Annotated in this window: 13 protein-coding genes; 7 read left to right on the forward strand and 6 right to left on the reverse strand. The window is 36.1% G+C overall.

What is annotated here, in order from left to right; genetic code table 11:
- Positions 1–69 precede the first annotated feature (69 nt).
- Positions 70–783 (reverse strand): hypothetical protein, encoded by a 714-nt coding sequence (locus IC610_RS03000; protein ID WP_191735170.1) that lies wholly within the window; start codon positions 781–783, stop codon positions 70–72.
- A gap of 168 nt (positions 784–951) precedes the next feature.
- Here IC610_RS03000 and IC610_RS03005 point away from each other — a divergent pair, with 168 nt between their 5' ends.
- The 3 genes from IC610_RS03005 to IC610_RS03015 all read left to right on the forward strand — a co-directional run bounded on the left by IC610_RS03005 (position 952) and on the right by IC610_RS03015 (position 3,147).
- Positions 952–1,788, forward strand: coding sequence for an SDR family NAD(P)-dependent oxidoreductase (locus IC610_RS03005; RefSeq protein ID WP_191735171.1), 837 nt, complete (start codon positions 952–954; stop codon positions 1,786–1,788).
- 67 nt (positions 1,789–1,855) lie between these two features.
- On the forward strand, positions 1,856–2,776 hold the full coding sequence (locus IC610_RS03010) for a helix-turn-helix domain-containing protein (protein ID WP_191735172.1): 921 nt from the start codon (positions 1,856–1,858) through the stop codon (positions 2,774–2,776).
- An 11-nt stretch (positions 2,777–2,787) separates the two neighbouring features.
- The gene (locus IC610_RS03015) at positions 2,788–3,147 is read left to right on the forward strand and encodes a bleomycin resistance protein (protein ID WP_191735173.1); all 360 of its coding nucleotides are present in this window, start codon (positions 2,788–2,790) and stop codon (positions 3,145–3,147) included.
- A 106-nt stretch (positions 3,148–3,253) separates the two neighbouring features.
- Here the strand turns inward: IC610_RS03015 and IC610_RS03020 are convergent, their stop codons facing one another.
- Positions 3,254–4,849, reverse strand: a complete 1,596-nt coding sequence (locus tag IC610_RS03020) for a S8/S53 family peptidase (RefSeq protein WP_191735174.1) — start codon at positions 4,847–4,849, stop codon at positions 3,254–3,256.
- Between the two features lie 170 nt (positions 4,850–5,019).
- Here IC610_RS03020 and IC610_RS03025 point away from each other — a divergent pair, with 170 nt between their 5' ends.
- The 4 genes from IC610_RS03025 to IC610_RS03040 are packed head-to-tail and all read left to right on the forward strand — an operon-like array spanning position 5,020 to position 8,131.
- The gene (locus IC610_RS03025; protein ID WP_191735175.1) at positions 5,020–6,144 is read left to right on the forward strand and encodes a DegT/DnrJ/EryC1/StrS family aminotransferase; all 1,125 of its coding nucleotides are present in this window, start codon (positions 5,020–5,022) and stop codon (positions 6,142–6,144) included.
- 1 nt (position 6,145) lies between these two features.
- The gene (locus IC610_RS03030) at positions 6,146–6,586 is read left to right on the forward strand and encodes a hypothetical protein (protein ID WP_191735176.1); all 441 of its coding nucleotides are present in this window, start codon (positions 6,146–6,148) and stop codon (positions 6,584–6,586) included.
- Between the two features lie 38 nt (positions 6,587–6,624).
- Positions 6,625–7,647, forward strand: a complete 1,023-nt coding sequence (galE, locus tag IC610_RS03035) for a UDP-glucose 4-epimerase GalE (RefSeq protein WP_191735177.1) — start codon at positions 6,625–6,627, stop codon at positions 7,645–7,647.
- 28 nt (positions 7,648–7,675) lie between these two features.
- Positions 7,676–8,131 (forward strand): adenylyltransferase/cytidyltransferase family protein, encoded by a 456-nt coding sequence (locus tag IC610_RS03040; RefSeq protein WP_191735178.1) that lies wholly within the window; start codon positions 7,676–7,678, stop codon positions 8,129–8,131.
- 78 nt (positions 8,132–8,209) lie between these two features.
- On the opposite strand, the gene IC610_RS03045 is transcribed toward IC610_RS03040, so the two are convergent.
- The 4 genes from IC610_RS03045 to IC610_RS03060 all read right to left on the reverse strand — a co-directional run bounded on the left by IC610_RS03045 (position 8,210) and on the right by IC610_RS03060 (position 13,428).
- A complete protein-coding gene (locus IC610_RS03045; RefSeq protein ID WP_191735179.1) occupies positions 8,210–10,723 on the reverse strand; it encodes a TonB-dependent receptor in 2,514 nt (837 codons plus the stop codon).
- 171 nt (positions 10,724–10,894) lie between these two features.
- Positions 10,895–11,920, reverse strand: coding sequence for an endolytic transglycosylase MltG (mltG, locus tag IC610_RS03050; RefSeq protein WP_191735180.1), 1,026 nt, complete (start codon positions 11,918–11,920; stop codon positions 10,895–10,897).
- 35 nt (positions 11,921–11,955) lie between these two features.
- Positions 11,956–12,723: a diaminopimelate epimerase gene (gene dapF, locus IC610_RS03055; protein WP_191735181.1), complete on the reverse strand. Its 768-nt coding sequence runs from the start codon at positions 12,721–12,723 to the stop codon at positions 11,956–11,958.
- 93 nt (positions 12,724–12,816) lie between these two features.
- A complete protein-coding gene (locus IC610_RS03060) occupies positions 12,817–13,428 on the reverse strand; it encodes a hypothetical protein (protein WP_191735182.1) in 612 nt (203 codons plus the stop codon).
- Positions 13,429–13,438: the final 10 nt, after the last annotated feature.

Raw genomic sequence — 13,438 nt, forward strand, 5'->3', positions numbered from 1 at the left:
CTCGAGTGTATCTCGATGGTACTCGAAAAATCTTCAAAATATTAATGAATTTTTAGCCTGTTTAATTTTTTAAGGTAAAATGTATTGTCCAAATTTAATCAGCCATAAATAAAATCCCAAAATACCTCCCACTAAGCCTGCCGAAATAAAAGTTAAAACCTGATTTTTAGGAAGCAGACTGAGAATGGTAAACAACACGATCAGACCAAGAATTCCGGTAATGCTGTGAATTGTCCAGATATTAAAATCTAAATACCTCGCAAGTCGCAACTCATCAGCTCTCATGGATTTTTCACCTGTAAAAATATAGCCAGCAGTCCACATAAAAGAGTTAGCAGTTTGTCTTAACCAGAACAGTGAGCAAAACACCAGAAGCCATCCTGTAACAGTTGTTTTATTCACAGAAAAAATTTTTTTTCTATATACTAACAGCAGTACAAATCCTATAGTTCCGGTAATCATGGTTTGAAGAGGTCCGCCGGCAAGGATTTTTATTCTGTCACTTCTGTATTCTTTTCTTTTGGCATCATAATTTTGTTTCCCGGGAAAACTCAGATTATTTTTAATTTCGAAAGAGTATTTTTCAAAAGTAGAATCAAGGTATTTTCTCCTGACATCATTTTCGGTGTGCATACTTTGATAATCTATTCTTGCATCATATCCCAAATATTCTGCAACAGCGTAATGTCCAAGTTCATGACTTAAAGTTCCTGCCACAGTCATGATGATAAACGTGAAGGCGAGAATTAAAAATAATTTAAAATCAAAATAAAGATATTTCATCGAATATGTTTTGCATACGAATATATAAAATTGAGATCATTTTATTCTTTTAAAATGAATATACCTTTAGCATTAATTTGGCTACAAAATCCGTTGAATCGGTTTAATTTTTCTTTGCCAATAATCTCAACTTTGTCATGTAAATAATTAACAACAAATACATTTATTATGAGCACAAAAAAAGTATGGTTCGTTACAGGAGCTTCAAAAGGATTAGGTTTGGCTTTGGTTCAGAAACTTTTAGCCGAAGGTTACAGCGTAGCCGCAACGTCAAGATCACTGAAAAGTTTTGAAAACAGTATTCAGTCCTCAGAAAGGTTTCTTCCTTTGGAAATGGATCTTTTGAATGAAAACAATGTGAAAAAAGCAATTACTGAAACGGTTGAGAAATTTGGAAGGGTAGACGTTATCGTCAACAACGCCGGATACGGACAGCTCGGAACTCTGGAAGAATTAACGGATGAAGAAAGCCGTAAAAATTTTGACACCAATGTTTTCGGTTCACTGAATGTGATCCGTCAGGCAATGCCTTTTCTGAGAAATCAAAAATCGGGATATATTATGAATGTCGCTTCAATAGGCGGAATTACAGGTGCTTTTCCTGGTTGGGGTGTTTATTGCGCGACGAAATTTGCAGTGGCAGGTTTTACAGAATCGCTTGCTTATGAAGTTGCCGAATTTGGGATCAATGCAACGGTGGTTTATCCTGGATATTTCAGAACTAATTTCCTTGATTCGGGGTCGATGACAACACCTGAAAATCCAATTTTGGAATATACGGCGGCCAGAACTGTAGAGGCAAAACACAAAGAGGAAATCAACGGAAATCAGCCCGGAGATCCTGAGAAAGCAGCATCTGCTTTTATAAAACTTGCTGAGATGCAGAAACCGCCTGTTCATTTTGTGATGGGAACGGACGCGGTAGGTTTGGCAAAAGAAAAAATGAAAATGCTGGATGCAGATATTGAATCCACTCTGGAACTGAGTAATTCTACCGACTTTTAAGCTTCAAATTAAACCAAAAGATGGGGCAGTCTGCGAAGATTTGCCCTATCTTTGATTTTATTTTATTATGAAAAATAAGAAAATACTTACTTTAAATACCATTGCAGAATTCCATGAGATTGGTGGCCTGCCGAAGCCTGAACACCCTCTGATCAGCGTTTTTGATTACACTGATGTTACTTATCAGACTGATGAAAAAAGCATTACCTGGCTGCAGCATTTTTACTGTATTGGTCTTAAACGAGATCTCTCAGGGAAATTCAGGTATGGTCAGCAGCAGTACGATTTTGATTCAGGAATTGCCTCTATGGTATCTCCGGGACAGATTGTTGAGATCAAAGTTCCTGCAAAAAATGAAGAGAAACCCACGGGAATCATTATGTGTCTGCACCCCGACTTTCTTTGGAATACTTCTTTAGCCAGAAAGATTAAAGACTATGAATTCTTCGGATATGCAGTAAATGAAGCACTTTTCGTTTCTGAAAAAGAGGAGGAAATTATTTTAAACATTTTCAAAAATATTCAGCGGGAATATCTCAGCAATATCGACGATTTTACGCAAAACATTATTGTTTCTCAGATCGAGGTGATGCTGAATTATTTCGAAAGATTTTATAAAAGACAGTTTATCACCCGCAAAAAAGGAAATCATCAGATCCTGGAACGCTTTGAAGATGTAATAGAAACCTATTTCAACAGCGGAAAACTATTGGAAAACGGGCTTCCAACCGCGCAGGAAATTGCAGAATCACTCCATATGTCACCGAACTATCTCGGAAGTCTTTTAAAATCTCTTACAGGACAAAGCACACAGCAACATATCCATCAGAAACTGATTGATAAGGCAAAGGAAAGGCTTTCTACAACACAACTGTCGGTGAGTGAGATTGCTTATGATATGGGATTTGAACATCCGCAGTCTTTCAGCAAACTGTTTAAAAGTAAAACCAGTCAGACACCTTTAGAATTCCGATCATCATTTAATTAAAATTAAAAATTATGCTTACACAGATTCACCCAAAACTTCCGATGCGAAATAAAGCAGAAACTAAAAAATATTATATTGATAAATTGGGTTTTGAACAGTTGAGATCTGATGATTTTCCTGATTATTTGATGCTGAGAAAAGATCATATTGAAATTCACTTCTTTCTATTTGCAGAAATTAATCCCAAAGAAAACTATGGAATGGTGTATATTAGAGTTTCAGATATTGATGTTTTATATCAGTCTTTGTTAGATGCCAGGGTAAAAATTCATCCTAACGGAAGTCTGCAGACAAAACCTTGGGGGCAAAAAGAATTTTCTCTTCTGGATCCGGATTTTAATTTGCTGACTTTTGGCGAAGGCGTTTCATAAATTCTCTGTGTCTACGTTTGAAAAAACACTTTCTTCACTAATAATGTAATTGTCATTTGTAAAAAATATCAGTTTCACGGATGTTTAAAAAGACAGCAATAATTTATTACTCCTTCAAAAACTTTTCATAAAAAATACCATCCTTCGTCTGAATTTTCAAATAGTAAGTCCCCTTCGCGAAATCAGAAACTTTAAATGATTTTTTATTCTTTTCCGTAGAAATAATTCTGCCTAGATTATCGTAAATCTGAACAGTCAAAATCTCTTTTTCAGAAACAATATTCACAATTTCTTTCGTAGGATTTGGGAAAATAGCAAGTTTGTTTTTCTTCACGAGTTCAGATGTATTTAAAACGGCATTAAAAAAACTTCCAAAATTTAAAATCCCATAACCCATCTGATCGGTGTGGCTTGGTGCAAGCGAAGCACTTGATCGCAAAGAATTTCTCATCGTATCTCTGTTCATTGTCGGGAAAGCCTGGATGAGACAAGCAACACCACCGGCAGCAATGGGTGCAGCAATCGAGGTTCCGGTAACTGTAGCAGTTGTACTTCCGTTTACTGTTACGGACGCTGTTCCTCTTGCAGAAGCATCGGGTTTAATGGCTCCTGCAGAATTGGGTCCATAGGAAGAAAACGGTGATGAAGCACCTGTTTCGTCAACACTTCCGATACTGAAAACTTTAGTATTATCAGCTGGTGTCGTCATGTAATGCCAAGGCTGTGTCCCTGAATTTCCTGCGGCAAAAAGCACAAAAATCCCTTTATTTACAGCAATTTCGGCACCTCTTGCAATAAAAGAAGTGCTGCCGTTCATCTGAGAATAAGTGTAGCTGTATTTCGGATCATCAAACAGGGCGTAACCTAAAGAGGTTGTAATTAAATCTACTCCCTGTCTGTCGGCTTCCTCGGCCGCTTCAATCCAGTACATTTCCTCTTCAGGAATTTCTACGGAAGCATTTTCACTTCGGTACAGATAAAAATTGGCGTCGGGAGCTGAACCAACAAACACATCCTGAACATAACCAGCAATAGCTCCTAAAACCAAAGTTCCGTGAGCATTGAGCGTTGGTTCGTAAATATTTGATGTCTTCGCAACAAAATCATAGCCTGCTTTTATTTGATTATTCGTCCAAAGTCTTGAAAAAGTAGTTCCATTATCAACGCTTGGAAAACCTGAATCGATAACTGCTACAGCAATGCCAGTTCCAGTATAACCTGCGAGGTGAAGCGGTTTTAAATTAATCTGATCAATCTGATCCAATCCGGAACCATAATTAAAAACGGTATTGATGTTTTGAAATTCCTGAAATTTATTCTGATTTTGAACCTTCAATGTCAGCGAAGAATTTTTAGCAAAACTTTCCACCGACTGCACGAAAGGTAAAGCTTTAATCTGATTTACCTGTGCCTGATTCACATTCACAGCAACACCGTTCAGCCATTTAGATTTATCAGTCACCGTGAGTCCGAGATTTTGGATGGCCTGCACATAAGTGTTTTCCAATGGTGCATCCTGATCATTCAATCCAACGCCCAAAGCTGTTCTTCTGTTAAGCGATTTCTGGGTAAGTTCAGACAAAGGATTTGCGTAGAAAGCGGCTTTATTCGGTTTGCCATTAAAATACACAAAAACAAGCTCGGTTTGTGCCGAAACTGAAACCGAAATTCCTAAAGCCAAAGCAAATAGATATTTTTTCACGTATTTATTTTTAGTAAAGATAAAACAAAATGAATAAAATTTTTGGCAGGATATTAAAATCCGTATTTTTACGAAAATATTTTTATTTAAAATCGCTAAAATTTAGATTTAATCACAGTTTTTATGATTCGGCGATTTTTTATGACCTTTAATACAATAAAAATTTACATATGAAAAAGATTCAGATGGTTGATCTGCAAAGCCAATATTATAAAATAAAAAACGAAGTAGACAACGCTGTACTTAATGTAATGGATTCTGCGGCTTTCATTAACGGTCCGGAAGTAAAATCTTTCCAGACCGAACTGGAATCTTATCTTGACGTAAAACACGTAATCCCTTGTGCCAACGGAACCGATGCCCTTCAGATTGCACTGATGGCTTTAGACCTGCAGGAAGGCGACGAAATCATCACCGCAGATTTCACTTTCGCTGCTACTGTCGAAGTTATTCATCTCTTAAAACTAAAATCAGTCTTGGTAGATGTGGATTATGATACATTTAATATTTCACCGGAAGCTGTAAGAAAGGCGATAACTCCAAAAACAAAGGCAATTATTCCGGTTCATATTTTCGGACAGGCTGCGAATATGGAGGAAATTCTGAAAATTGCTGAAGAAAATAATCTTTTTGTAATTGAAGATAACGCTCAGGCAATCGGTTCAGATTTTACATTTGCTGATGGAACTACAAAAAAAACAGGAACGATGTCAACAGTTGGAACAACATCCTTTTTTCCATCTAAAAACTTAGGTTGTTATGGCGATGGTGGTGCAATATTTACCAATAATGACGACCTTGCACACCGTTTGAGAGGTATTGTAAATCACGGAATGTATGAAAGATACTATCACGACGAGGTTGGCGTAAACTCAAGATTAGACAGTGTGCAGGCCGCTATCTTGAGAAAAAAACTTCCAAATCTTGATAATTATAATGATGCAAGAAGAAAAGCAGCAGATTATTATGACGAAGCTTTTGCAGGAAATGAAAATATTCTGACTCCGAAAAGGGCGGAACATTCTACGCACGTCTTTCATCAGTATACATTAAGAATAACAAACGGAAAGCGTAACGAATTACAGAAATTCTTAACAGAAAAAGAAGTTCCGGCCATGATTTATTATCCGGTAGCTTTAAGAAAGCAAAAAGCCTATTATCAGGAATCCAATGATGCGGATTTTGTGAATACAGACAAGCTTTTAGATCAGGTAATTTCTCTTCCGATGCATACAGAATTGGATGATGAGCAGTTGAAGTACATTACTGACGCTGTTTTGGAGTTTATGGGATAAAATGAAGAGGAGAGTTTTTAAATATAAAATTGTTTATTGGCTAATACTTTTAATAAACTTAATTTTATTAATCGGTTTCTCGCTAGGGTTGATTAATAGAATTGAGACGGAAACTTTTGATGAGTATACTGGTGTACTTTCATATTGTGCCCTCATTTTGCTTTTTATTTTATCACTCGCTTCTCTCATAATGTTTATTGTAAAAAATAAATACTCAATCATCACTTTTTCATCAGTAATATTTGTAATATTTTTGACCATAAGTTTCTTCGTTTTTTATTCAGTATTTATAATCAAAGATTTTGGAGAAAATACTTCAGATTTTTATGATTTACCTGTGGTCTACGGAATTATTGGGGCAATATTATTTATTACGAATTATTTTAAGTTTAAAGAAGATTTTAGTAAGCTCGAAATCGATGAAATAGGAAAATCAGAATAACATTACTCATTACCAATTAAACATTACACATCAATAGAATGGCAATATTAGTTACAGGAGGTCTCGGATACATCGGTTCTCACACCGTTGTAGAACTGATCAATAATAATTACGAAGTCATTATCGTAGATGACCTTTCTCATTCTGAAAAATTTATTCTTCATAATATTGAAGAAATCACGGGCAAAAGACCCATTTTTTATCCTTTTGATTTAAAAAGAAAAGAACTCCTGAATCAGGTTTTTGATGCTCACAGTATCGAAGGATGTATCAATTTTGCTGCATTTAAAGCAGTAGGAGAGAGCCAGGTAAAACCGATTGATTATTATGAGAACAATCTTTTTTCTTTAATCAATATTCTTCAGGAATTTAAAGAAAGAAATATTTCTAACTTTATTTTCAGTTCGTCATGTACGGTTTACGGGCAGGCAGACGAAATGCCAATCAACGAAGACACTCCGCTGAAAATGCCTGAAAGTGTTTACGGAAAAACAAAACAGATGGGTGAGGAAATTCTTGCTGATTTTGCGAAAGGCTACAATAAAAAAATATCGCTTCTGAGATATTTTAATCCAATTGGTGCCCACGACAGCGCTTTATTAGGAGAATTACCAATAGGAATCCCAAATAATCTTGTACCTTACGTGATGCAGACCGCAGCCGGAGTAAGAGAAAAGCTGAGCGTCTGGGGCGATGATTATCCTACTTCAGACGGTACTGCAGTGCGGGATTATATTCACATTACAGATTTGGCAAAAGCGCACGTTGCAGCCTTGAAAAAATTGATGAATAATCAATCTGCTGATTCAGTTATTGATATTTTTAATTTAGGAACTGGCAGAGGATCTTCCGTTTTAGAGCTAGTAAAAGCCTTTGAAACTGCCAACAATGTTGAAGTTCCTTATCAAATCTGCGAGAGAAGAGAAGGTGATATTACAATTGCTTATGCCAACGCAGATAAAGCAGAAAAAGAACTCAGCTGGAAAGCCGAAACTTCTTTGGAACAGTCTTTGAAAACTGTTTGGGAATGGCAGAAATATTTACAATCAAGATCAAATTAATATAAACTAAAATATTTATTGAATACATATGAAAACCGAAAGAATAGGCATTACATTTTCCTCATTTGATTTACTTCACGCAGGACATATCAAGATGCTGGAAGAAGCGAAAACTGTATGCGACTACCTTATTGTTGGGCTTCAGATTGACCCATCGCACGACAGACCGAACAAAAACAAACCTACGCAGACAATTGTAGAAAGGTATATTCAACTCAAAGGCGTTAGTGCTGTGGACGAGATTATTCCTTATTATACAGAAGAAGATTTGGAAGATATTTTGAAATCTTTTGTAATTGATGTAAGAATCATTGGCGACGACTATGCCGACAGAGATTTTACAGGTAAGCAATATTGCAATGATAACGGAATTGAAATTTTCTACAACAAAAGAGATCACAGATTTTCAACGAGTGATTTAAGAAAAAGAATCTACGAAGCTGAAAAAGCCAAAGCGTTAAAAAACGAATTTGAAACAAAATAATCTTCAGATTTCAAACAAAAAAAGAGTTCAGTAACTTGTGTTACTGAACTCTTTTTTATTATTGTCAAAAACCAATTTTTACATTGGTCCCTGCTGGTCATCACCCTGAGCATTGGAGTTGATGTCTTTTTTACGTTTAGGCTGATCAACTTTTTCGTTACCTTGTTTGAATCTATATGTAAGAGAAAGCGCAAACTGCCTTGGCTGCCACTGCATGTAAGAATCTCTTGTGAAATCCGATCCGTATGTTGTAGACTGCATAGCTCTTGTATTGAAAATATCCTGGATATTGAATGAAATGGTTCCGTCACCTTTCCATATTGTTTTTGAGGCTCCGAAATTCAGAGCATACATATCTTTTCTGTCAACACTCTGCGTTTTCTGTCCGCCTCTGTAGAATCCCTGAAACTGGAAACTTAACGTTTTATCTATTTTTACAGTAGATGTAAGCCTTGCTCGTACTGCAAAACCATTACCTTCAAAAGACTGTGCTTTAGTCATAATTGAAGGATCAAAATAATTACCTTTTGTATTATAACCAAATAAATCAACATTTCCCAAGAATTTCAACCATTTTGTGGCATCCCAGTTAAAGTTTAAATCTAAACCAAATCTGTCATCGCTACCAATATTTACAGGTTTTGTATGAAAAACCGTTGTTGGAACTCCATTGATCGGCTCTTGCTTGCTGTAGGTAATCATCTTTACATCATCAGTCTGATGTCTGAAATATAATGTAGGATTGATGGTAAATTTACTTTTCGAGATACTGTAACCCAATTCGTAAGAATCTACATACGAAGGATTTAAATCGATATTTCCGTCAAAGATATTTTGATTATCACTGTAGCTCGGATTTGGAATCAAAAAGAATGATCTTGGTCTGTCAATTCTTCGTGAATAATTAAGTAAAAACTGGTTATCTTTCGAAATCTCGTAGCTTAAAAATACACTTGGGAAAAGATTGTTGTAATTTTTTACAGTCGTCTTACCGTTGTTTGCTAAATTCAGATAATCGATATCAATTCTCGAATTTTCATTTCTTACACCCAACTGATATCCTAATTTGCCAATCTTACTTTTAAATTGCAAATAACCAGCATTAAACATCTCCTCATATTTTGCTGTGTAAGTATAATCATCAAGATATAGCATAAAAGGTAGAGAAGAAGTTCTTTGGGTCACCAAATTCTGATAATTGTTTGCATTGATATCAATTCTGTACCCCGCTTCCAATTTAGAATTTTCACCTATTGGTAGTTCATAATCAGCTTTACCAATTAGAGTCTTATTTCTTGTTTTCTGTCCAATAATGTTCTGCAAATCGAAGTTACTATTTTGCGTCTGAAAAATATCGCTGTCGTTGTTCGATCTGTTACTTTGTAAACTTAAAGACAAAGCCAAATTCTGACCCTTGTCATCAAATTTATGATCTAAACCAAAATCCCCTTGAAAAGCTAAATTATTATTTGTTCCGTTGCTCGTTCTGTTACGCGTTGTAATTGCATTATCAAACCCATAATTTACATAATCAATATTACCAATGTTGGTACCATCAAAAGTTCTTACCGTACCTGATGCATTGATTGAAGTTTTTTCGGTAAGATCAACTGCCAAACCTCCGGTTGCGTTATAATTATCGTTTTTACTTTTTGAAATTGATTCATTATGGGTTTCTCTGAAATCTCCGGTTGTAAGATATGCGTTGTTTCTTTGAGTATTCTTAGACTCTCTGTAACCACCGCCACCATTCAGAAACCATGTGAAATTTCCTTTTCTCCAGCTTAGATTGGTGTTCAGGTTTGTCTGAGGAAGATATCCCAAAGTTCCGATAACGCTTCCGTTGAAACCGGTTTTTTTGGATTTCTTTAAAATAATATTTAAAATACCGGCCGTTCCGCTGGCTTCAAATTTTGAAGAAGGATTGGTAATCACTTCAATTCTTTCAATCTGATCTGCAGGAATACTCTGTAAAGCATTTGCACCATCATCAATTCCGAGAAGGGCAGAAGGTTTTCCGTTAATTAAAAAACGGACGTTGGAGCTTCCTCTCATCGAAACTGTACCGTCTGTATCTACGGAAACCGATGGTACATTGGATAAAACATCCTGTAAACTTCCCCCTTTGCTCACTATATCCTGAGAAGGATCGTAAGTTCTTTTGTCAAGTTCAACTTTATAAGGTTTTGTAGTTGCTGTTATCACAACTCCCTGAATGTCCTGTGTTTTTGCGTTGGTAGATGTTGCTTCAGGCTCGATAGAAAGAGCGCCCACATTTCCTGCTGTAGCAATCTGTTTGTTGAAGGTACCTTTCTTATAATCTATTGCCTCGATGGTAATGTCATAATTACCGGGCGTAATATCCATTACGTATTGTCCTTTTTCGTCGGTTAGTGCTCCTTCGCTCAGCGCCTTATTTGTTTTGTGAACAAATGTGACCGAAGCATAAGGCACAGGTTGATTATCTTTGCTTACAACAGATCCTGTCACGTTTACTTTATCCTGTGCAAAGGCAAGCGCCGCTGCAGACAGCACGAAGGTCAGTCCCAGAGTCTTTTTTGTAAACAGACTGATGATTTCAGTTTGATTCATAAAATTTTAATTGTATACAGAATGCAAAAATTTCAGTCAAAATAAAAATTATTGTCAGAAAAAAAAATTAATGCAGACCTGCTTAGTTAGTTTATTATTGTAGTCTATTAGACGGATTTTAACCCAAATTGTTAAAATTAAAAATTGTTAAAAAAAGGTTAAAAATTTTTCTTATTTGATATTTCTCGAGTTTAGCCAATCCTGATATACCTTCGCATTCGCAGCATGTTCTTCGGCATTGTCGGTGAATTTGTGAAGTCCGGGTCTTGAAGGATCAGCACACATAAAAATAAAATCGTTTTTTTCGGCATTCAGCACAGCGTCCACAGAATTTTTGTCTGTAATACAAATCGGTCCCGGTGGAATTCCTTTATTAGCATAGGTATTAAACGGCGAGGGAGTAGATAGGTGTTTATACAAAACTCTTTTAATAGATTCTTTAAAATTATTCTGCTTGTTCATCGCATAAATAACCGTTGGGTCACTCTGCAGTTTCATGTCTTTCTTATAACGGTTAAGATAAAGACCTGCGATGGTTTTCATCTCATCCGGTTTACCTCCTGATTCTTTAAATACGATTGATGCCAAAGCATAAATCTGATCTCTGCTCAATCCCGACTGAGCCTCTTTTGCTTTTCGTTCGGCATTCCAGAATTCTTTATACTGATCATCAAATTTTTTAAAAAACTCGGCAGGCGTTACCGTCCAATAAAAGTTGTAGGTATCAATAAAAAAATGTTTTTTTAAATCTTCCGCAGATGTATAGCCTTTATCAACCGCAATTTTGTAGAGTTCGTTGACGAATTGTAAAGAATCTGTTTCAGTTTTTTTTGTAACCTTACCAACCATTTGATAAATGTCACCGAAGTCGCCGATTCTGAAAGAGTTTTCACTCTGGTTTCCAGCTTTTATCATATTTACCAAATCTGAATTTCCCATTCCTTTTTTGAAATGATAACGTCCGGGTTTGAAATTTTTCGGAAGATCTTTTTCCGTTGCAACCGATTCAAATGCAGCTTTGTCATCCACATATTTTGCAGCAGAATCTATAATTTGCTTAAATTCTGCTCCGTGAGGAATCAAAACATAGCCATCTTTCTGGATGTTGTTTCCGTAATTTTTTTTGTAAAATTTAAAACCGAAAAATCCACCGACAACAATCAGTAGAAGTACAACGATGATAACTGCTTTTCTCATAATAAATAAAATCGGTAATTGTGTTTTTGATTTTTTTAAAATTTAATTTCTCCGCTGAAAACCTGTTTTGCAGGACCTTCCAGCCAAATATTTTCGAATGATTCTCCGTTTTTCTCTGCGTAAACCTTCAGATCACCACCCAATGTTTTTACTGCAATTTCCTGAGCTGAATTTTTGTCAAGATAAGTCAGGGCTGCTGCTGTAACTCCTGTTCCGCAACTGTAGGTTTCATCTTCAACACCTCTTTCATAAGTACGGACAAAAATCTGTTCATCTGAAATTTCTTCCACAAAATTGACATTGATTCCTTCCTTATTATAATTTTCAGAATATCTGATGGCTTTTCCGTCTTCAAAAACATTCACGTCCGCAATGTCATTTACGTATTTGATGTAGTGGGGTGAACCGGTATTTAAAACCGAATCATTACCGTCTTTTGAAATCGTTTTTACATCGCTCATTTTCAGTTTAACAATATCTTCGGTAATTTCAGCTTCGTGAATACCGTCGATAGCAGTAAAAACAGTTTTAGAATCATTAAATATTCCTAAAAAATGGGCAAATGCAACTGAGCAACGTGCTCCATTTCCACAAAAACTTTTTGATCCGTCAGAGTTGTAATAATCAACTTCAAAATCTATATTTTCTGCAGCATTAATTTTTATTAAACCATCCGCACCAATCCCAAAACGGCGGTCACAGAGTTTTGTAATCGCAGCTGTAGACAGATTATTCCATTCTCCCGAACGGTTGTCGAGCATAATAAAGTCGTTTCCTGTACCCTGATATTTGTAAAATTTCATCGTGATTATTTTAGTCTCAAATAGCCTGCAAAATTACGCATAATAAAACAAAAAGCGAACGGCCAAAGACCGTTCGCTGTTTATTTAGAATTATTATCGTCTGAATCCGTTTCCGTTTGTACTTCCGTTGTTCGGAGTCGAATTCTGTCGGTTACTGTCCGTTCCGTTTCTGAATCCTCCTGAATTCTGATTCGTATTGGTATTCGGAGCAGGAGTTGTCGTGTTGTTTCTGAAACCGCCATTGTTTCTTGGCTGTGTCTGTTGATTCTGCTGCGGTTGTCTGTTGTTTCTGAATCCACCATTATTTCTTGGCTGCGACTGCTGATTCTGCCGATTATTTCTGAAGCCTCCGGTATTCTGTCGTGGATTATTATTTGTATTGGAATTAGGATTGGTGAAACCGTAATTTCCTGATCTCGTCCCGGTATTCGGAGCTGCATTTCTTTCTACATAAACCTTCTGTCTGTTATTTCCGTAGAAATAGTAGGGTCTTCCCTGATCATAATAATAATGAATATCATTTCTGTAATAATATCCGTCATTACCCCAATATCCACCGTCTCCGTAGTAATTTCCCGGTGCATAATAAGCTCCTTTATTCATATAAGGATCACCATATCCGGCACCCTGGTCGCTGTACACTGTACATGAACTCAAACTTATAAAAGCGAAGACGCTTAGCGAAATTTTTATTAAATTTTTCATCGTATCTAAA

The organism is Chryseobacterium caseinilyticum (assembly GCF_014837145.1).
GTDB classification, from domain to species: Bacteria; Bacteroidota; Bacteroidia; order Flavobacteriales; family Weeksellaceae; genus Chryseobacterium; species Chryseobacterium caseinilyticum.